Source organism: Burkholderia sp. SR8 (assembly GCF_052851275.1).
In genome coordinates, this window is the sequence record NZ_JAULUC010000002.1 from 256,606 (window position 1) to 277,733 (window position 21,128).

16 protein-coding genes are annotated in these 21,128 nt (G+C 68.2%); 3 read left to right on the forward strand and 13 right to left on the reverse strand.

Annotated features, from left to right (window positions below; genetic code table 11):
• The first annotated feature begins 207 nt into the window (after positions 1-207).
• Positions 208-1,668 (forward strand): MFS transporter, encoded by a 1,461-nt coding sequence (locus Q3A80_RS03440; RefSeq protein ID WP_446327666.1) that lies wholly within the window; start codon positions 208-210, stop codon positions 1,666-1,668.
• Positions 1,669-1,761: 93 nt separating this feature from the next.
• On the opposite strand, the gene Q3A80_RS03445 is transcribed toward Q3A80_RS03440, so the two are convergent.
• Positions 1,762-2,232 carry a winged helix-turn-helix transcriptional regulator gene (locus Q3A80_RS03445; RefSeq protein WP_446327667.1) on the reverse strand — a complete coding sequence of 157 codons (471 nt, stop codon included), beginning with the start codon at positions 2,230-2,232 and terminating at the stop codon, positions 1,762-1,764.
• A gap of 159 nt (positions 2,233-2,391) precedes the next feature.
• Between Q3A80_RS03445 and Q3A80_RS03450 the strand changes: the two genes are divergently transcribed.
• Positions 2,392-3,627 carry an MFS transporter gene (locus Q3A80_RS03450; protein ID WP_446327668.1) on the forward strand — a complete coding sequence of 412 codons (1,236 nt, stop codon included), beginning with the start codon at positions 2,392-2,394 and terminating at the stop codon, positions 3,625-3,627.
• A gap of 354 nt (positions 3,628-3,981) precedes the next feature.
• Here the strand turns inward: Q3A80_RS03450 and Q3A80_RS03455 are convergent, their stop codons facing one another.
• From Q3A80_RS03455 to Q3A80_RS03500, 10 genes are all read right to left on the reverse strand, one after another.
• Positions 3,982-5,148, reverse strand: a complete 1,167-nt coding sequence (locus Q3A80_RS03455; RefSeq protein WP_446327669.1) for a glycosyltransferase family 4 protein — start codon at positions 5,146-5,148, stop codon at positions 3,982-3,984.
• Positions 5,148-6,332, reverse strand: a complete 1,185-nt coding sequence (locus Q3A80_RS03460) for a glycosyltransferase family 4 protein (protein ID WP_446327670.1) — start codon at positions 6,330-6,332, stop codon at positions 5,148-5,150. Before Q3A80_RS03460 ends, Q3A80_RS03455 begins: the two co-directional genes overlap by 1 nt.
• Entirely contained in the window at positions 6,329-7,795 is a 1,467-nt protein-coding gene (locus tag Q3A80_RS03465; RefSeq protein WP_446327671.1) for an O-antigen ligase family protein, read from the reverse strand. The genes Q3A80_RS03460 and Q3A80_RS03465 overlap by 4 nt, the downstream gene beginning before the upstream one ends.
• 10 nt (positions 7,796-7,805) lie before the next feature.
• The gene (locus Q3A80_RS03470) at positions 7,806-8,942 is read right to left on the reverse strand and encodes a glycosyltransferase family 4 protein (protein WP_446327672.1); all 1,137 of its coding nucleotides are present in this window, start codon (positions 8,940-8,942) and stop codon (positions 7,806-7,808) included.
• A gap of 43 nt (positions 8,943-8,985) precedes the next feature.
• Entirely contained in the window at positions 8,986-9,945 is a 960-nt protein-coding gene (locus Q3A80_RS03475) for a glycosyltransferase family 2 protein (RefSeq protein WP_446327673.1), read from the reverse strand.
• Positions 9,946-10,007: 62 nt separating this feature from the next.
• Positions 10,008-12,233 (reverse strand): polysaccharide biosynthesis tyrosine autokinase, encoded by a 2,226-nt coding sequence (locus Q3A80_RS03480; protein WP_446327674.1) that lies wholly within the window; start codon positions 12,231-12,233, stop codon positions 10,008-10,010.
• A gap of 50 nt (positions 12,234-12,283) precedes the next feature.
• Positions 12,284-13,462, reverse strand: a complete 1,179-nt coding sequence (locus Q3A80_RS03485; protein ID WP_446327675.1) for a polysaccharide biosynthesis/export family protein — start codon at positions 13,460-13,462, stop codon at positions 12,284-12,286.
• A complete protein-coding gene (locus Q3A80_RS03490; protein WP_446327676.1) occupies positions 13,456-13,899 on the reverse strand; it encodes a low molecular weight protein-tyrosine-phosphatase in 444 nt (147 codons plus the stop codon). Before Q3A80_RS03490 ends, Q3A80_RS03485 begins: the two co-directional genes overlap by 7 nt.
• Positions 13,900-13,955: 56 nt before the next feature.
• A complete protein-coding gene (locus Q3A80_RS03495; RefSeq protein WP_446327677.1) occupies positions 13,956-15,371 on the reverse strand; it encodes a UDP-glucose dehydrogenase family protein in 1,416 nt (471 codons plus the stop codon).
• A gap of 64 nt (positions 15,372-15,435) precedes the next feature.
• Positions 15,436-16,809, reverse strand: a complete 1,374-nt coding sequence (locus Q3A80_RS03500) for an undecaprenyl-phosphate glucose phosphotransferase (protein ID WP_446327678.1) — start codon at positions 16,807-16,809, stop codon at positions 15,436-15,438.
• Between the two features lie 441 nt (positions 16,810-17,250).
• Here Q3A80_RS03500 and Q3A80_RS03505 point away from each other — a divergent pair, with 441 nt between their 5' ends.
• Entirely contained in the window at positions 17,251-18,777 is a 1,527-nt protein-coding gene (locus tag Q3A80_RS03505; protein ID WP_446327679.1) for a mannose-1-phosphate guanylyltransferase/mannose-6-phosphate isomerase, read from the forward strand.
• A gap of 118 nt (positions 18,778-18,895) precedes the next feature.
• On the opposite strand, the gene Q3A80_RS03510 is transcribed toward Q3A80_RS03505, so the two are convergent.
• Together Q3A80_RS03510 and Q3A80_RS03515 are read right to left on the reverse strand one after the other, a co-directional pair.
• On the reverse strand, positions 18,896-19,837 hold the full coding sequence (locus Q3A80_RS03510; protein ID WP_446327680.1) for a transposase: 942 nt from the start codon (positions 19,835-19,837) through the stop codon (positions 18,896-18,898).
• A gap of 674 nt (positions 19,838-20,511) precedes the next feature.
• Positions 20,512-21,093, reverse strand: a complete 582-nt coding sequence (locus Q3A80_RS03515; RefSeq protein ID WP_446327681.1) for a DUF3501 family protein — start codon at positions 21,091-21,093, stop codon at positions 20,512-20,514.
• Positions 21,094-21,128: the final 35 nt, after the last annotated feature.

Below are 21,128 nucleotides of genomic sequence, written 5' to 3' on the forward strand. Positions count from 1 at the left end.
TCGTACCGCACGCACTTGCGTCGATCGTGCCGATCCGTCGCGGCCGGATGGCTTTCGCGCGCCGCGGGCCATCTCGCGCGAAGACGGGTCGCGCGTCCAGGCGGCACCCGCCGGTCCAACGGTCGCCGCTCGTCGCGAACGTGACGCATATCGACGCTTCACGCTTGCCTGAAACATCGCCGCCCCATCGCACCGTACGATGGGTTCATGGACAAGGCCACCGCTTCCCCCGCGTTCCCGCCCGCGCTCGCGCGCATCGTCGCGACCGTCAGCGTCGGCTTCGTCGTCACGCAGCTGGACGTGACGATCGTCAACATCGCGCTCGCGCATCTGGCCGGCGATCTGCATCTGCCGGTCGCCGGACTGCAGTGGGTCGTCGATGCGTATACCCTCGCGTTCGCGGTGCTGATGCTGTCGGCCGGCGCGCTCGGCGACCGCTTCGGCGCGCGCCGGCTGTACGCCGCGGGCCTCGTGCTGTTCGCGTTCGCGTCGCTTGCATGCGGCGCGGCCGTCGCGCCCGCGATGCTGATCGCGGCCCGTGCGCTGCAGGGCGTCGGCGCGGCGGCAATGCTGCCGAATTCGCTCGCGCTGCTCAACGACGCGTGCCGGCACGATCCGCGCCTGCGTGCGCGGGCCGTCGGCTGGTGGACGGCGGCAGGCTCGATCGCGATCGCGGCCGGCCCGGTCGTCGGCGGCCTGCTGATCGCCGCGTGGGGTTGGCGCGGCATCTTTCTCGTGAACCTGCCGCTGTGTGCGGCGGGGCTCGCTGCCACGTTCGCATGGGTACCCGCGCGGCGTGGCGCGGCGACACCGGCAATTCCCGCCACGCCGGCGCGCTCCGCCAGTGCGCTCGACCTGCGCGGCCAGCTCGTCGCGATCGCGATGCTGACCGCGCTCACCGCCGCCGTGATCGAATGGCGGCCGCTCGGCTTCACGCATCCGGTCGTCGCCGGCGGTTTCGCGGGCGCGGCGCTGGCCGCCTTCGCGTTCGTCGCGATCGAGTCGCGCGCCGCGACGCCGATGCTGCCGCTGTCGCTGTTCCGCCGCCGCACGTTCAGCGCGGCCGTGCTGTTCGGGATCTGCGTGAACCTCACGTATTACGGCACCGTGTTCGTGCTCGCGCTGTACCTGCAGCGCGTGCGCGGCGAATCGGCGTTGCAGGCCGGCCTCGCGTTCCTGCCGCTGACGGGCGGCTTCCTGCTGTCGAATCTCGCGAGCGGCCGCGCGGTCGCGCGTCGCGGCCCGCGCGCGCCGATGCTCGCCGGTGCGCTCGTCGCCGCGCTCGGCTACGGCGCGCTGCATGGCGTCGACGGGTCGACGCCGCTGCCGCTGCTGCTCGTGCCGTTCCTGCTGATTCCGGCCGGCATGGGCTTCGCCGTGCCGGCGATGACGACGGCCGTGCTCGCGTCGGTCGAGCAGGAGCGCGCGGGTATCGCGTCGGCCGTGCTGAACACCGCGCGGCAGGCCGGCGGCGCGATGGGCGTCGCGGCGTTCGGCGCGCTCGCGGGCGGCGGTGGCGGCGCGTGGCAGACCGTCGTTGGGCTGCATGTCGAAACCGCCGTGTCGGCCGGACTGCTGGTCGCGGCGGCGTTGCTTGCGATGCGGGTCAAGACGGATGCGCATCGCGGCGCGTCAGGCGCACGCCGGGCGGGATCTGCGCACGATTGAGCAGAACCGTCGGTAGCGACCGGCGCACGCGTTGCCCGGCGACACGGCGCGACAGAAGCAGCGCGGCGCTTGCGTCGCGCGATGGCCGTGCGCTCATCCCCGCGCCGCGCCCGCCTCGTCCGCCACTTTTCGTACCATCGTCTCCGCAGCCTTCAGCGGCCGGCCATCGTCGTGCCGCAGCGCGAGCTTGCGGATCGCGCGCCCCGTCTTGCGCTCGACGAGCACCGAATGCGGCTCGCCGCGCTCGAACAGGTTCGCCTCGCCCCACTGCCGCAGCATCACGATCACCGGGAACAGCCCTTCGCCCTTCTTCGTCAACGCATACTCCTGATACGCGCTGCCGTCCGACGCCGGCACGACTTCGAACACGCCCGCGTCCACCAGCATCCTGAGCCGGTCCGACAGGATGTTGCTCGCGACGCCGAGGCTCGCGCGGAAATCGCCGAACCGGCGCACGCCGTCGAACGCGTCGCGCACGATCAGCAATGCCCAGCGATCGCCGACGATATCGGTCGCGCGCGCCACCGGGCACGGCGAATCCGCAAGACTTTTCTGCCTGGCCATCTTTTTCCTCCGCTGTCGCGGCGGTCTCCTTCGCAGGTTCCCGGCGCGTCCGTGCGCGGGCCCGTCGCCCGCCGCATCACAAGTTGCATTTTAAAACTACTTTTCCTACACTCACACTAGTTTCAAATTGCAACTACTTACGCGAGAACGAGGAAGCCCATGGAATCGTCATGCCGAACCGCCGCCGTCGCGCCGAACGCGACATCGCGCGCCGCCCTTGCGGCCGACGCCACGCGCGCATCCACGGCGCTCGTCGCGCTGCTGGCCGTGTGCTGCGCGGCGAGCGTCGCGAACGTGTACTACGCGCAACCGCTGCTCGACGCGATCGCGCTCGACTTCGGCGTATCGCAGGCGGCGGTCGGCGGCGTCATCACCGCGACGCAGCTCGGCTGTGCGCTCGCGCTGCTGTTCGTCGTGCCGCTCGGCGACCTGCTGAACCGCAAGCGCCTGATCGCCGTGCAGCTTCTGTTGCTGACGGCCGCATGCGTCGGCGTGGCCGCTTCGTCGACGCGCATCGCATTGCTGGCCGGGATGGTCGCGGTCGGGCTGCTCGGCACCGCGATGACGCAAGGCCTGATCGCATGCTCGGCCGCGCTGGCGGGTGCCGACGAGCGTGGCCGCGTCGTCGGCGCGGCGCAGGGCGGCGTCGTGATCGGCCTGCTGGCCGCGCGTTCGCTCGCAGGCATCGTCACGGATATCGCCGGCTGGCGCGCGGTCTATCTGGTGTCGGGCGCGCTCGCGATCGCGATGCTCGTCGCGCTGGCGCGGCTGCTGCCCGACGCGGATGCCCCGCGCGAACGCATCGGCTATGCGGCGCTGCTCGGATCGATGGCGACGCTGCTGCGCACCGAGCGCGTGCTGCGCGTGCGCGGTGCGATCGCGCTGCTGATGTTCGCGGCCTTCAGCATCTTCTGGAGCGCGCTCGTGCTGCCGCTGAGCGCGCCGCCGCATGCGATGTCGCATACGCAGATCGGCGCGTTCGGGCTCGTCGGCGCGTTGGGTGCGGCCGCGGCCGCGCGCGCGGGAAGGCTCGCGGATCGCGGGCGCGGCGAAGCGACGACCGGCGCCGCGCTCGCGCTGCTCGCGTTCTCGTGGCTGCCGCTGGCGTTCGCCGGCACGTCGATCGCGCTGCTGGTCGTCGGCATCGTGCTGCTCGACGTCGGCGGGCAAGCCGTCCATGTCGTGAACCAGAGCATGATCCTCGGCGCGCGGCCCGACGCGCATGCACGCCTCGTCGGCTGCTACATGCTGTTCTATTCCGCCGGCAGCGGGCTCGGCGCGATTGCGTCGACGATGATGTATGCGCACGCCGGGTGGACCGGCGTGTGCGGCCTCGGCGCGGCGGTCAGCGTGGCCGCGTTGGTCGTGTGGGCCGTGACACGCAAGCGTGCATGACGCGGATCGAACGTGCTTGTGGCGGCTGTCGTGGTGGTTGCGGAACGCCTTCCATTCCGGCCCGTTCGAGCGCCCGAGGACCACGGCCTCGAGCGACCGTCAACGCGCGTCGACAATGTCGCGTTCTGTTCACTGCGGCCGGGCGCGGACGCGGAAGTCGCCACGCCGCGCGCGGCGGGCTGCGCGATCGACGACTTCACCGCGAAGCTGCACAGCTTCGTCGATACGGCCGCGTTCATCGGCGCGCCGGATCCGGCTAAACGCCGGCACGCCCGAACCGGGCGGCCGGCATGCGAACCGGACGCACACGAAAATGCGTCCGGGCGAATCGCCGTTACGGCGTGCGGCGTGGTTTCAACCAGCCGCCTGGATCGCCTCTTCGTACACGCCGGCGACACGTCGCGCGATCACCGCGTTGTCGAAGTGATCGCGTGCATAGCGCTTGCACGCGGCTTCGTCCGGCAGCGCGATCGCGCCCGACAGCGCCGCGCCGAGGCCTTCCGCGATCGCGTCCGCGCCGGTCGACGGCAGCACGAGATCGTCGGACAGCCCGGCGACCGCCTCCGGCAGCCCGCCGACGGGCGTCACCAGCACCGGCGTGCCGGACGCGAGCGATTCGACGGTGATGAGGCCAAAGCCTTCGAGCGCGACGGTCGGCACGACGCTGACCGTCGCCGCGCGATACAGCGCCGCGAGATGCTGGTCGGGCACGAAGCCGAGCAGTTTCACGTTGTCCTGCAGCCCGGCCGCGTCGATGCGCTGCTGCAATTCCTCCGCCAGCTTGCCTTTGCCGGCGATCAGGAGCAGCACGTCCGGATGGCGGCGCTTGACGACGCCGATCGCGTCGACCAGATCCTCGAGCCCCATGCGCCGCACGAGCCGGCGCACGGCCAGCACGATCGGCCGGTCCTGCGGCAGTTGCAGCTTGTGGCGCGCCTCGGCCGGCGTGAGCGGCGTGTCGAACTGCGCGGTGTCGACGCAGCCGGGAATCACGCGCACGCGCGACGGATCGATGCCGTAGCGGTTCGTCAGGATCTGGCCGAACGCCTGCGACAGCACGATCAGCCGCGACGACCGCGTATAGACGGCCTGTTCGAGATAGCGCTTCGCGCGCTGCCCGAGCGACGCCGCGCCTTCGACCTGACTTTCGTCGGCCCACGGCCCCTGGAAGTGCGACACCTGCGGAATCCCGCGCGTCACGTCGAGGCCCGGGAACGTGTACAGCGCGAAGTGCGACGAGATCACGTCGGGCCGCTCGCTGCGGATTTCGTCGCGCAGCGCGCGGCGCGCCGCGAGCATCCGGCGCGCGAGCGGCTGCGACGCGGGCCCGAAGCCCTGGATCGCACCGCCCGTGTCGTCGGCGACCTTCGGCGAGCCGGCGACGAGCCCGCGCACCTCGACGCCCGCACCGGGCAGCGCGCCGACGAGCGAGTAGTACATCCGGTCGAGGCCGCCCGCGCGTTCGGGAAACCAGTGCATGCCGATTTGCAACGATTTGATCGGCCGGGAAGAAAGAGACATTACGACTGCTCCTGCGTGACTGCATGCTCGACCCGCTCGAACGCGGACGGCTGCGAGGGTTGGCCGATGCGCCGGTAAAGCGCGACGTACTGGGCGCCCATGTGGGCCCAGCCGAAACGGGTCATCAGTTCGCGGGCCGCGTCGCCCATCGCGCGGCACGTGTCGCGCGACGCCGCGAGCGAGCCGATCGCGTGTGCGAGCGCGGCCGGATCGTCCGGGTCTTCCAGCACGATCCCGCATTCGCGCGTGATGATTTCCGCGCCGCCGGCGGTGCGCGCGGTGACGACCGGCAGGCCGGCCGCCATCGCTTCGAGCAGCGACAGGCTCATCGCTTCGTAGCGCGACGGAAACACGTACGCGTCGACCGAGCGCATCAGCGTCGGCATGTTCTTCACGAGCCCGAGAAAGTGCACGCGCGAATCGATGCCGAGCGCGCGCGCCTCGTCCGGATACGGGCTGCCGGGCAAGTAGCCGGCCACCGCGAGATGCACGTTGGCCGGCAGCTTCGTCAGCGCCTTCAGCACCGTGCCGAGGTTCTTGCGCGGCGTGCGCAGGTCGCCGACGAACAGCAGCAGGAACGCGTCGTCCGGCAGCTTGAACGCCGCGCGATCGGCCTGCGCGCCCGCGAACGCGCTGCCGTCGACGCCGTTGTAGATCACGCTGATCTTGCGGCTGTCGATGCCGAGCCCGGCGATCTCGTCGGCCACCTTCTGCGACACGGCGGTGATCGCGCGCGAGCGCCGGTACGCCCAGCGTTCGAGCGCGGTGTTCACGCGCGTATAGACGTACTGATAGGCCGACCACAGTCCCTTCGTCAGCCCGAACGGATAGTAAGGGCTCTTGAACCAGCCGCCGTGCACGAAGTGCGCGGTATTCACGTCGGCCTTGATCCACGAGATGAAGCCGTTCACGTGCAGCACGTCGTATTCGCTGCGATGCGCGCGCAGCCATGCCGCGCTCTTCAGCGCGAACACCTGCTGCTTGACGAGATTCGACGGCCAGAAGCCGCCGACCTTGACCGGCACCCAGCGCACGCGCGGGTCGGCCAGCAGCTCGGGCGCGACGTGCGACGCGACCAGCGTGACCTCGTAGTTTTCGGCCAGCGCCGCGCGCGCGATTTCGTAATTGACGCGGCCCTGCCCGTCGTTATGACGCACGACGTGCGTGACGATCGCGATTCTCAATGGTCGCCTCCCCGTGAACGCGCGGCGGCCAGCAGGCGTTGCGCCTTCTGCCAGTGCGCCGCGGATAGTATGGAAAAAATGGCTGTAAACATCAGCAGGCCGCCGGTGCCGATCAGCGAGTTCGTGAACACGAGCATCGCGAACGTCGACAGGCACAGGCTCAGGCACGCGCCGACGAACTTGTCCTTGCGCAGCTTGAACGCCGCGCGCAGCGTGCGGCCGAACAGCATCACGACGCCCGCGAGATACAGCAGCGTGCCGGGCCAGCCGAGCACGAACGGCACGTTCATCACGCCGCTGTCGAAGCTGCCGTACTTGCCGAGCTCGCCGCTGTCGCTCGACAGCTTCGTCGATGCGCCGGTCGCGCCCATCCCTTCGCCGGCGACGTCGGTGAACGCGGTCTGCGCGAAGGTCGCGTAGAACTTGTTGCGGTCGTCGTAGCTGCGGTCGTCCTTCAGGTTCGTGATCGACTGCAGACGCTGGCCGAGCCGGTCGGCCACCGGCCCGACGGTCAGGAGCGGCACGCACAGGCCGACCAGCACGACACCGCTGATCAGGATCCGCATCCGCACGCGGTTGCTCGACTGCACGAGCTGGATCGCGAGCGCGATCACCCAGCCGCCCCACGTCGAACGCACGAGACACAGCGCGAACGAGACGAAGCCGGCGGCGCCCGCGAACCAGCGGATCTTCTGCGGCGCGACCAGCACGAACACCAGCGCGCCCATCATCGCGAACGCGAACGGCCCGGACGAATTCATCGTGCTGAACACGCGCACGCCGTACGGCACCGGCTCGCCCTGCGAGCCCATCTGCGAGCCGACCATCCACAGCACGTCCCACTGCGGCATCACGAAGTACTGCACGACGCCGTACAGGCCCATCACGAGCATGCCCCACATGAACGTGGACAGCAGCACGTCGCGATACTCGGGATAGTCGCGCGCGTTCACCATGATGTGAAAGCCGATCAGGATCGGGTACAGCCAGTTCGCGAGGTCGTAGGTCGCGGCCATCACGCCGCTCGACACGATCCCGACGAGATACGCATACGTGAGCCCGAACAGGATCAGCAGCACGGGAATCCCGCGCCGCTGCGCGAGCACGCGGTAGTGCCGAATCAGCCCGAACCCGGCGATCATCGTCACCGCGAGCGGCGCGACCTGGATCAGGCTCGTCGGCGTGAACGCGCCCTTCGACCAGTCGGCCAGCCGCCGCACCTCCGGGCTCAGGAACCACACCCACCACATGAAGCCGACGTAGCGCGCGGGGCTCTTGAAATACAGCCAGATGCCGACCGCGATGGCCAGCACCGGAAACGCGAGCGTCAGCACCTTGCCCTGGTGAATGGCGATCAGCGCGGCGGTGAACGTCCACAGCCCGGCCTGCCCGGCCCAGTGCTTCGGATCGGCGAACCAGCTGCGCTTGCGCGACGGTGCGCGTTCTGCGGCAATCGTACTCATCGATCCGTGCTCACCGCGACGACGCGCTCGAATCCGCGAGCGGCATCGCGAGGCCCGCGGCCGCCGGCGTGCGGCGCCGGCGCAGCATGTCGCGCGTGATCCGCACGTGCTGCTCGGCGAACGCCTGCGTGGTCAGGTCGCGCTCGCGCAGGCACGCAGCCGCGGCGCGCGCGCATTCGAGCGCCGCGACCGGATCGGCCGCGAAGCGGTCGGCAGCCTCGCGCATCGCCGGTGCGTCGAACGCCGGCACGTACGCGGCCGTGTCGTGCGGGAAGTAGTCGCTGAGCCCGCCGACGTCGGACACGATCATCGGCTTGCCGACCGCCGCGGCCTCGAGCATCACGGTGATGCCCGACGCGTGGAAGTTCGGCCGCAGCGGCACGACGATCACGTCGGCCCATGCGTACAGTTCGTGCTGCTTCGCGAGGCCCGACGCCGAGCCGATCTTCACGTTCGGCGCATGCCACTCGCGCGGCACGCGGCGCCGCGTCGCCAGCCGCACGTCGTAGCGCTCGTCGCCGCCGAACGCGGCGAGGAACGTGCACCAGTCGCGGTCGCGGTCGTTGCCGATCGCGGCGATCCGCAGCGGCCGGTTCGGCTGCCACTGCTGCGGCTCGACCGGCGGAAAATCCTGCGTGTTCAGCCCGTAATAGACGAACTCCGCTTCGCGGCCGAGATAGCGGCGGCACAGCTCGGCGTTGTCGCGGGCGAGCGTCGTCAGCGCGTCGGCGCGCGCGAGCAGCCTGCGGTACAGCCAGCGGCGCGGGCCGCCGAAACCGTTCCACTTGTCGAACAGCCACACGCTCTGCGCGAGCAGCAGCGGGCGCTTGCCCTGCGCGCCGCCGAGCTTCAGGATCAGCGCGGCCGCGAGGTGCTCCTGCTCGGTGTGCGTCCAGATCACGTCGCTGTTCAGCAGCGCGGCGCGATTGCGCCACGCATGCACGACGTCGAAGCCGAGCGCCGCCTTCAGCGCACGGCGCGCGACGCTCGCAATGCGGCTCTCGCGGCGGTCCTCGGAATAGGTCAGCCGGAATTCGTCGGATTCGGCATGGTGATAGCCGTACAGGCAGCCGATGTTCTCGCCTTTCCGGTAGGTACGCGGATCGGCGCCGTAGAACAGGTGGACGTGAACTTTCGTGGCAGTCATGCAAGCCCTCCGGGGGTGGCCGTGCGCAGCGCGCGCGGGCCGTTCAAGACGTCACCGGCGGCATCGCCGCGCGGTGGGGGGCAAGATTCGCGCGGCGCGCATCGCGGGCGCCGCGGCGCACCGCGCGCCAGTGCTCGCGCACGCGGTCGCGCCGCGCGGTATGCAGCGACAGCAGCACGTGCGCGAGGCCGGGATAGACGCGCGTGCCGACCAGCGTCCACCACCACCACGCGATCTCGCGCCGCACCGGCGGCAGATGCTCGCGCAGGATCAGGTGCAGGTTGTACGCGCCGTTGCTGATCGCGTTCAGCGACGCCGCATCGCGCCGGTCGTCGTCGAAGCGCTCGGCCGGGTAATGATCGACCGCGATCGCCGGGTCGTACACGAGCTTCCAGCCGTCGCGCTGCACGCGCATGCTGAACGCCATGTCGTTGTGCACCTGCGCGCCGGCGCCGCGCAGCCGCGTGTCGAAGCGCAGCCGCTCGATCGCCGCGCGGCGGTAGCTCATGTTCGCGCCTTTCAGCATGTCGACTTCGCGCGCGCCGCCGACGCCCAGGTGATGGTTGCCGACGATCTTGCCGGACAGCGTGAGCTGGCCGACGCGCTCGCGCGACTCGTCGAGCACGCGGCCTTTCTCGTGCACCCAGTCGCGGCCGCCGACCGCGCCGACGCGCGCATCGGCCAGAAACACGGCTTCGACGCGCGCGAGCCAGTCGGCGCGCGGCGCCGCGTCGTCGTCGGTGATCGCGACGATGTCGCCGTTCGCGGAATCGAGTCCCTTGTTCAGCGCGGCGACCTGCCCGGGCACGTCGACCGGCACGATCCGCAGCGGCAGCGCGCCGCCGACCGACGGATCGGCGAGGCGCTCGTGCGTGGCATCGTCCTCCGGGCGCGCGACGACGATCACCTCGTCGGGCAGCCGCTCCTGGCGCTGCAGCGCCAGCAGGCAGCGCGCGAGGTCGGCAGGGCGCCGGTAGGTCGGAACGAGCACGGAAATTTTCATCGAGGGTTCTCCAGTCGGCCGGGCAGGCGCCGCTCGCGCCGGCCCGGTGTCGTGAAACGCGGTCAGGCGCTCAGGTATTCGTGGACGGCCGCATAGCCGCGGCCGTAGCCGCGCGCCTTCGGCGGCACGCCGTTGAAGATCCCGCCTTCCAGGTCGACGCCCGCGGTGCGCAGGCGCTTGATCGCGTCGGCGATCTCGCCTTCGGTATGCATGCCCGAGCGCAGCACCAGGAACGTCGCGCCGGCCATGCGGCCGATGATGGTCGCGTCGGTCACGGCCAGCACCGGCGGCGAGTCGATCAGCACGATGTCGTAGCGCTTGCCGAGCCCTTCCAGGTATTGCGGCAGGCGCGTCGACATCAGCAGCTCCGACGGGTTCGGCGGGCGCGTGCCGGCCGAGATGAACGACAGCCCCTGCACCGGCGTCTCGCGGATCGCTTCCTCGAGCGGCGACTGGTCGCTCAGCAGCTCGGACAGGCCCGGCTGCACGGTGAGGCCGAAGTAGCGGTCGAGCATCCCGCGGCGCATGTCCGCATCGATCAGCAGCACGCGCTTGCCCGAATGCGCGAGCAGCACCGCGAGGTTGACCGTCAGGAAGCTCTTGCCGATGCCCGGCGTCGGGCCGGTCAGCACGATCACGCGGTTCTTCGCATCCATCATCGAGAACTGCATCGCGGTGCGCAGGCTGCGCATGCTTTCGACGCTCAGGTCCTTCGGACGCAGGCTCGCGAGGATCGGCCGCGCACGGCCGCCGCTCTTCTCGGCCATCGCATCGAGCTTCACCTGCTCGGCGCTTTGCGGCACGAGGCCGTACAGCGGCAGGTTGAACGTGCGCTCGACGCGGTCCGGATCCTCGATGCCCTGGAACAGGTTGCGGCGCAGGAACACGACGCCGGTGCCGAGGATCAGCCCGAGGAACACCGCGGCGGACAGGATCAGCACCTTCTTCGGCTTGACCGGGTCGCCCGGACGCATCGCCGAGTCGACGAGATGGATGTTGCCGCCCGTGCCGGCCTTCTGCACCGACAGTTCCTGCACGCGGTTCAGCAGCAGCACGTAGATGTCCTCGGCGACCTTCGCGTCGCGCTGCAGCTGGACGGCCTTCACTTCGGTCGCCGGCAGGCTGCGGAAGCGGTTGCTGAACTTGTCCTTCTCGGCCTGCAGCTCGGCGAGCTGCTGCTTCGCGGCGATCACCATCGGATGCGAATCGGTGAAGCGCTGCGCGAGCGACGCGAGCTGCAGGCGCTGCGCGGCGATCTGCTGTTCGTACTGCACGCTGCCTTCGAGGTAGACCTTCGCCTCGTCGCTCGCGTTGATCGAGCCGGACGTACGCTGGTACTGCGTCAGCGCGGCTTCCGCGCGCTCGAGGTCGGCCTTCAGGCGCGGTTCCTCGCCCTTCAGGAAGTCGAGCATCTTGGTCGCTTCGGCCTGCTTCGCGATCACGTGCTGGTTCAGGTACGACTGCGCGAGCGCGTTCGCGATCGCGGCGGTCTGGTCCGGATCCTTGCCTTCGAGCGAGATCTGCACGACGCCCGTCTGCTTGCCCTGCTCGGTCACCTGGATGCCCGACTGGAAACCGGTGATCGCATCGAGGTCGTTGTAGCGGACCACGGTGAACTGCGTGCCCGGACGCGCGATCAGCTTCTGCACGAGCAGCGTGACGCCGCCGCCCTGCTCCGACTCGCCGACGCGGCCGGACAACAGGCGGTTGCCGGTCGGGTCGACCAGCGTATAGGTGCCGTTCGGGCCGGCGGTCAGCGTCATCTTCTTGCCTTCGAGCGCGGGCACGACGTTGATCGTGTCGATGTCGGCGACTTCGCCGCCCCACGCGTACGAACGCAGCCCGAACCACGGGCGCGACGGCTCGCCCGGCGTCGCGACGCGCGCGGCCAGGCTGCCGATCAGCGGCAGCGTCTTCGGCACGACCGAGAAGTTCAGCTTGAACTGCTCGACGACCGGCGCGACCACGCCGCGGCTCTTGATGATCTCGATTTCCGCATCGGTCGGCGCCTGCTGCGGACCGCTGTTGATCATCGCGCCCGTCTGCGTCTGCGTGAGCGCCTGCGTCGTGTTGTCGTTGCCTTCGACCCGCACGTGCACGTCGGCCTGATAGACCGGCTTCGCGACGTAGCAGTACAGGCCGGCGAGCGCGATGACGGTCACCGCGATGCCGAGCAGCAGCCAGATGTCGTCCATGATCACCTGGAGCAACTGGCCGAGGACGACGTCCTCTTCCTCGGTTTTCGCGGTCAGATCCGCGTAGGAGTGTTTCGCTTGCGTGTTCACCATTCGTTCCCGCTTGAGTGGTGCCGGGGGGCGGGCGCCGCCCCGGCGGGCTATCAGCGCGTGATTTGCCGCATGTAGAAGATCGTCTGGATCGTCGGCAGCACCTGCTGCAGCACACGGTTGAACTGCACCGAGCTGGCCGTGCTGACGTAGACGACGTCGAGCGGCTGGAGCGGGAAGCGGCTCGACAGCATCAGCGCGTCAGGCTGCGTCATGTCGAGACGGAACACTTCCGGCTTCGTCGGGTTGTCGCGCATCCCGCGCATCACGTAGATCTTGCGCGGGTTCGCATCGGTGTCGAGGATGCCGCCGCCGGCCGTCAGCGCGTCGGCGATGGTCAGCCTGCCCTTGAGCATCGGCACCGTGACCGGCGTCTTCACTTCGCCCATGATGAACACGCGGCTGTCGCTGCGGTCCGGCACGTTGACGATGTCGCCCGGCTGCAGCATCACGTTCTGCTTCACCTCGCCGCGATCGAGCACGCCGTTCGCGTCGAGCGTGTACAGCTTGCCGTCGCGCGTCAGGCGCACGCGCTGCAGGTCGGCCTCGGCGGTCGAGCCGCCCGAGCGCGAGATCGCGTCGACCAGCGTCAGCGGCACGTCGCTCACCGCGAGCGGGCCCGGCTGCTTCACTTCGCCCGTCACCTGCACCTTCTGGCTGCGGAACGACAGCACGCGCACGTCGAGCTGCGGGTTCTTCACGTAGCGCGCGAGCGTCGACGCCATCTGCTCGCGGATCTGCGCGACCGTCTTGCCCGCCACGCGGATGCGGCCGACGAACGGGAAGAAGATCGTGCCGTCGGCGGCGACCGTCTGGCCGTACGGATCGGCCTGGCCCGGCAGCGCGGTCGTATACGGCTGCTGCAGCGCACCTGCGACCGACTGCGTCGTGTTGCCGCCACTCGAGAACGACTGGCCCTGCGGCGTCGTCAGCTCGGGGTGATCCCACACCGTGACGCCGAGGATGTCCTGCGGGCCGACGCGATACACGTACTGCGACGGATCGGAGTAACGGCCCGGCGGCAGCGGGTGCTCGACCTGCTGCTTCTGCAGCTGATCCATCACCAGCTTCGCGTCGATGTAATGAACCGGATAGGTTTCGGGCTGGCCTTGCCGGCCTTCGTCCTTCAGGTTCGACGAGTCGAGATAGTTGCCGGGCGCGCTCGCGCAGGCCGACAGGAAAGTCGTCAGCGCGACGGCGAGCGCCAGCGGGCGCATGGGACGTTTCAGCATAGTTTTTGCAGCCATCCTTGAACCAGACGTTCGATCAATGAGTAGCTCTCGCGATAGTCGGCCTCGGGGCCGCCATGCGGATCCGCGATCTCGGCGTCCTCCCACTTGCCCAGCAGGTGGACCTTGCCGCGCGCGAACGGATCGACCGATTCGACGGCCTTGATCTGGTCGCGCTCGCTCACGAGAATCAGGTCGGCGTCGCGCACGATCCGGCGCGACAGCCGCCGGGACCGGTGCGTCGTCGCATCGACACCGCGCTCGGCGAGCAGCTGCCGCATCACCGGATCGATGCCGTCGCCGTCGTTCGCGCGCACGCCGGCGGAGTGGAACGTCACGCGCGGGCCGCCGCGCTTCGCGGCGTGCGACTTGAACAGCATCTCCGCCGCCGGACTGCGGCAGACGTTCGCGTGACAGACGATCAGGATGTTCCGGAACATGGCGACTCGAATCGGTAACGGGTAACGGCGTGGTAACGGCGACGCGGCGACGCGGGTTACGCGTTCGCGCGCGCGGCGCCCGGCACGCGGGCGGCGACGGCCTGGCGCGAGCCGGGCCGGCCGATCGGGTGGTACTCGATGCCCTGCTCGCTCATCGTCTCCGGCTCGTACAGGTTGCGGCCGTCGAAGATCACCGGCGACTTCCACTGCCGGGCGAGCGCGACGAAATCCGGGCTCTTGAACGCCTTCCATTCGGTGACGATCACGAGCGCGTCGGCATCGCGCGCGGCCTGCGCCTCGTCGTCGACGAACGTGAGGCGCTCGAGCCAGCTCGGGTGATCCGCGAGATCGAGCGCGAGCACGCGGCGCGCTTCCTGCTGCGCGACCGGGTCGTACGCGGCGATGCGCGCGCCGCGCGACAGCAGCTCGGCGATCAGCTCGCGGCTCGGCGCTTCGCGCATGTCGTCCGTGTTCGGCTTGAAGGCGAGACCCCAGATCGCGAACGTGCGGCCGGTCAGGTCCTCGCCGAAGCGCGCGACGATCTTGTCGGCAAGCACGCGCTTTTGCGCCGCGTTCACCGACGACACCGCCTTCAGGATCTGCAGCGACTGGCCGTGCTCGTCGGCCGTGCGGATCAGCGCCTCGACGTCCTTCGGGAAGCACGAGCCGCCGTAGCCGCACCCCGCATACAGGAAGTGATAGCCGATGCGCGGATCCGAGCCGATCCCGCGGCGCACGGCCTCGATGTCGGCGCCGAAGCGGTCGGCGAGGTTCGCGAGCTCGTTCATGAACGAGATGCGCGTGGCCAGCATCGCGTTGGCCGCGTACTTCGTGAATTCGGCCGAGCGCACGTCCATGTAAAGCGTGCGTTCGTGGTTGCGGTTGAACGGCGCGTAGAGCTTCTTCATCAGTTCGCGCGCGCGTTCGCCCGGCACATCGTCGTCGCAGCCGATCACGATGCGGTCCGGCCGCGTGAAATCGTCGACCGCCGCGCCTTCCTTCAGGAATTCCGGATTCGACACGACCGAGAACATCTGGCCGTCGTCGCCGCGCTTCGCGAGCTCCTCGGCGACTGCCGCGCGCACGCGCTCGGCCGTGCCGACCGGCACCGTCGACTTGTCGACGATCACCTTGAAGCCCTTCATGTAGCGGCCGATGTTGCGCGCCGCGGCGAGCACGTACTGCAGGTCGGCCGAGCCGTCCTCGTCCGGCGGCGTGCCGACCGCGATGAACTGCACGTCGCCGTGCGCGACCGCGGCCTCGATGTCGGTCGAAAAGCGCAGGCGGCCCGCCGCACGGTTGCGCGCGATGACTTCCTTCAGGCCCGGCTCGTGGATCGGCACGCCGCCGCCGTTCAGGATGTCGATCTTCGCCTGATCGACGTCGAGACAGAACACGTCGTGCCCGATGTCGGCGAGACAGGCGCCGGTGACAAGCCCTACGTAACCGCTGCCGGTGATAGTCAGATTCATGATGTGTCGGACCTCGTGACCAATGATTCGAAATTCGTGAAACCGGAATGCGCGCGGTGGCGCGTCAGTAAGCGTTGCTGCCGGTGAAGCCTTTCCACAGCGTCAGCACGACGATCTTGATGTCGAGCCAGAACGACCAGTTCTGCATGTAGTACAGATCGAGCTTCACGCGTCCCATCATCTTCTCGATCTGGTCGGTCTCGCCGCGAAAGCCGTTGATCTGCGCCCAGCCGGTGATGCCCGGCTTGATCCGGTAGCGGAACATGTAGCCCTTCACCAGATCCTTGTAGATGTCGTCGTGCGCGAGCGCATGGGGCCGCGGGCCGACGACTGACATCTCGCCCTTCAGCACGTTGATGAACTGCGGCAGCTCGTCGAGGCTCGTGCGGCGCAGGAAGCGGCCGACCGGCGTCACGCGCGTGTCGTTCCTGGTCGCCTGCGTGACCTGTCCGGCGACTTCCTGATGCACCTTCATCGAGCGAAACTTGTAGATCTCGAACTCGTGCCCGTCGATGCCCTTGCGCTTCTGGCGGAAGAACACCGGCCCGCGCGACGTGAGCTTGATCAGGCACGCGATCACCAGCATCAGCGGCGCGAGCATCGTCAGCGCGGCCAGTGCGAACAGCCGGTCGAACACGAACTTCGGCAGGATCCGCACGTCGGTGATCGGCGACGCCGCGAGGTTGATCGCCGGCACGCCGAGCAGCTCGACCACTTCCTGGTTGAAGAACGACAGCGTGCGCACGTCCGGGATGAAGCGGATGTTCACGAAGTCGTGGCGAAACACCGTCACGATCTGGTGAATCCGCCGCTCCTCCGTGATCGGCAGCGTCAGCCACAGCTCGCTGATCGCGCGGCTGCGCACCAGCCACACCAGCGATTCGAACTGCCGCTCGATGCGCACGTCGTCGAGCGCGACCTCGCCCGGCACGTCGCTCTCGTCGTACACGCACACCGGGTTGAAGCCGGCTTCCGGGCGCGAGCGCATCTGCGCGATCAGCCGCCGCGCAGCCGGCGTGCCGCCGACGATCGCGACCGCCTTCAGGTTGTAGCCGCCGCGGCGCAGCTGCCGCAGCACGACGTGCACGCAGGCTTTCGAACCCGCGAGCAGCGCCGCCGTGACGAGCGCCCAGTAGCCGAGCCACAGCCGCGACAGGTCGCCCGACTGGTGAAAGCTGAAGCTCATCAGGATGCCGGCGAGTTCGACGACGAGCCACGCGAACGCAACGCGGACCACCAGCCCGACGAGACGCTTGCCGCGCCACGACTGGTAGATGCCGACGGCCGGAAAGAACACGACGACGAGCAGGCAATCGAACAGCACCGTCGTGCGCTGCAGGTCGCTGAGCCAGATGCTGCCGCCGTGCAGCGCGGCGGCGATCAACGCCCCCAACACGACCATCGCGATATCGATGACTCTCGCCAGCACGCTCAACATGTCTGCTTCCTCTTCTTTGAACAGGCGTTAGCCGAACAGCTCCTCGTGCAGCGCGTACCGCACATTCGATTCAAACGTTGCATGACGCTATTGAACCGACAAGAAAATTCCTCCTCAAGCGCACAAGTATTTCGAAAAATAATCGGAAATTCTTGCCGCGATATTCTTGAATTAATTCGGCACGTTTTCCCGAATCGCGTGCGAACCGGGAATATTTCGGCAACTTTACGGTTCGTGCCAACGCCTTACGGGAAGGCCTGCCAGCCCGGCTCGCCGAATTATTTTTTATTTTTTTGTTTGCCCCCGACACTATCGCGGAAAAGTTTCCCGGATACGTGCGCGACGAGTGCGCGATGAATATCGCGCGAAGAACGCCGGTTTTATTGTCGATTTACTTCATGCTACAAAACGGCACTGACTTCAACCGAGGAGAGTGTCATCATGAATGCTCCGGCCGTGGTAGCCGATACGCGCCCTTCTTCTTCCGCCGCAACCGACGCCGCGTCGCGCGTCGCGGTGCAGCCGGTGATCCTTGCCGGCGGTTCGGGCACGCGTCTGTGGCCGATGTCGCGCGAACACTATCCGAAGCAGTTGATCGGCCTGCTCGGCGATCACTCGCTGCTGCAATCCACCGCGCTGCGCCTCGACGGCCTCACGACGGGGCATCCGCTGAACGACGACGTGCTGATCGTGTGCGGCGAGGATCACCGCTTCACGACCGCCGAACAACTGCGCCTGACCGGCAAGCGCGGCGCGATCATGCTCGAGCCGCTCGGCCGCGACACCGCGCCCGCGCTGACGCTCGCCGCGCTGCGGATCGTCGCCGGCGGCACCGACGCGGTGATGACGGTCATGCCGGCCGACCACGCGGTGGCCGACCAGCCGCGCTTTCACGCGGCCGTCGCGGCCGGCGTGCACTGCGCGGCGCAGGGCAAGATCGCGACGATGGGCATCGTGCCGGGCCGGGCCGAAACGGGCTACGGCTACATCCGCGTCGGCGCGCCGCTCGGGGACGCCGGCACCGGCAATCTCGACGTGCGCCGCCTCGACCGCTTCGTCGAGAAGCCGCACCTCGAACTCGCCCAGCAGTACGTCGCATCCGGCGAATACTGGTGGAACAGCGGCATCTTCATCGTGCGCGCGTCGGTGTGGCTGAACGCGATCCGCCAGTTCGAACCCGAGATCTACGCGGCCTGCGAACAGGCCGTCGCGCGCGGCAAGGAAGACGGCGACTTCTTCCGCGTCGATCGCGACGCATTCGCCGCATCGCCGTCGAACTCGATCGACTATGCGGTGATGGAGCGGCTCGCCAACCATCCGCAGCTGTGCGAAAGCGTCGTCGTGCCGCTCGATGCGGGCTGGTCGGACGTCGGTTCGTGGGACGCGATCTGGCAGATCCTGCCGAAGGACGACGCCGAGAACGTCGGCCGCGGCCACGTGCTGTTCGAAGACGCCGAATCGACGTTCGCGCATTCGGAAAGCCGGCTCGTCGCGTGCGTCGGCACGCAGAACCTGGTCGTCGTCGAAACGCCCGACGCGGTGCTGGTCGCCGACAAATCCCGCGTGCAGGACGTGAAGAAGATCGTCGGCCGCATCAAGGCCGAACGCGGCGCGGAAGCGACCGATCACCGCAAGGTCCATCGTCCGTGGGGCCACTACGACTCCGTCGACAACGGCGAGCGCTTCCAGGTCAAGCGCATCGTCGTGAAGCCGGGCGCGCGGCTGTCGCTGCAGATGCACCACCACCGCGCCGAACACTGGATCGTCGTGCGCGGCACCGCGCGCATCACGCGCGGCGAAGAAACCTTCCTGCTGTCCGAGAACGAATCGACGTACATTCCGCTCGGCGTATCGCACCGTCTCGAGAACCCGGGCAAGATGCCGCTCGAGCTGATCGAAGTGCAGTCGGGCGCGTATCTCGGCGAGGACGACATCGTCCGCTTCGACGATACCTACGGCCGCCAGTGACGCGCTGCATGCCGGGCGCTTCAATCAGGCGCCCGGCATCGCATGCACGCATCGGACACAAAAAAACGCGCGGGCATCGTGATCCACGATGACCCGCGCGTTGTCGTCCGGACGACGCTCAACCTACGCGATACGCATACTCGCGGCGCTCCGATTGCACCGGGTCGTTGCGGCTTTCGCCCAGCACGCCCGCGCGACGCTCGGCGATGAAGCGCTTGATGTCCGACTCCGCACGCGCCAGCGCCGACAGGCCTGCCAGCACCTCGTTCTGCGGTGCGCGCGCCGGTTCGTCGCTCGCGCCGTGGCGGTCGATCCACTGACGCGCCCAGTCGAGCGCGTACTGCTCCGCCTCTTCCGCGTCGGTGAAGCGCGGGCCGATCAGGCCCGAACGCTCGACGCGGCGGTCGTCCTGCATGATCTCGGCCCATGCGCGGTACATCAGGTTCTGCACCGGCTGCGCGGTCCCGTAGATCGTATAGCCGCGATAGTCGTCGACTTGCGGCTCGGCCGACGCGAAGCTCGCGGCGGACGGACGCCCGTGGCGCAGCGCTGCCGGCTGCGCGCCCGGCACCGAGAACGACACGGCCGACGATTGGTCAGCGTCGTCGGCCGGCATCGCGGTGCGCGTCGCGCCTTCGCCGTTCCACGCGTTCGTCTGCGCGACCGGCAGCTGCCACGACTCGGGGTTCTGCCAGAACACCCCGCGCAGACGATCGTTGTCGGGCACGGGTTCAGCGCGGCATGCCGGCGCGGCCGGCACGGGCGGCGGAGGCACATACGCGAACGTGCGCCCGCTGAACTGCGTCAGCACGTCGATCATCTGCAGCAGCGTGCCGTTCGCGAGCCACTCTTCGTAGCGGCGGCGGCACGTCGGCCCGGACGGATAGCGTCCCGGCAGTTTCGACCATGCTTCACCGGTGGTCAGGATCCACAGCACCGCGTTGGCGACCACGCGCGGCTCCGCACGTGGACGGCCCCGGCGGTTCAACCGGATGGGTTCGTCGGCAATCAGCGCTGAAAGACGCAACCACTCTTCATCGTTAAGCTCATCGAAGAACATAGTTGATTTCTCCACGCAGCCAGGCCGGGGCTGCGATTGTCGGCGCCGTCGTCACGCATCGCGTCACGGGGCGACCCGGTTGCACATTATGGTTATCCGATTGTTGTGCATGCCGGCGCGACACCGCACTTTCACGGTGCCGCCATTCCCGGCAATGGCGCACAAATCACGGTCTCACTCCAATGTGGGAATTTTTGTGCACGAAGCATACCATCGTCAGGGTTTATCTCAATATGACAATGACTTAATGTTACGCACTGAAACAACCTGCCAAGGATGCGCGATCCATTTATGCTTGAATTTTTTTACGCGATCGTTATGCACGGCGCTGGGAAGCCCCGTCCGGCGGGGCTCTGCGGGGTGCGTCGCCGTGCCGGCGGGCGGCCGTTGGGCGGTGTTCCGACCCTCGGCGGTAACAATCTGCGCGACTGCCGCCTAAAATCGGTAAATCAGGGGAAATTTCGTAACAAGATATTCACGGATCGGTAAATCGTTCAAATTCGGCGGAACTGAATTATCTCCGTGCACAATCTTTTTATTGTTTCTCTTCGAGTGATGAAAGCGCGCTGACGTGCAATGCACATTGTTTCCCGGCATGCAAGCGCGGACAGGCTTGTTACATCCTCGGCGAGCAGTACGGATGTGCGGCGGTCGTTGCCCCGGCAACGACCGCGTCAGCGCAGATCGCCGGCGAGCGCGGCGGCCACGTCGGCATCCACGCGTTGCGGTGCCACCGTATAGGCCGGATGGTCGCAGCCGATCGACAGCGCCGCGCCGTCCTTGAGTGCCGCGCGCACCGGCCCGCTCAATTCGAAGCGCACGAAATGCACGGCCGACGTCTTCTCCGCGTTGTCGCGGTCGAGATCCTCGTCGGCGATCGCATACACGTCCGGATGGCCGTCGACCTGCAGGTACACGCGATCCTCGACGCCGATCAGCCGCGACAGTGCCGCGCGCCGTTCGGCCTCGTGCTCGTATTCGATCTGCAGCGTCGCCTTCAGGTTGGTGCCGTCGGGCACGAGCGGCAGATACGCTTCCAGTTCGCCTTCGATGCCGGCCTCGTCGAAGATCTTCTCGATGTGCAGCATCTCCTGGATCTGATAGCGGATCGTGGTCTCGTCCTCGAACAGCAGGCGCAGGTGATTGCCGAGCACCACTGCGCGGCGGCGCTTGTACGCGACGAGCCGCGCGTGTTCGGCCTTGCGGATCTTCGCGTACGCTTCGAGCGTCAGCAGCGAGTCGCGGGTCAGCGTCATGGGATGTCCTTGGATGTCCTTGGATGTCGTCGGAT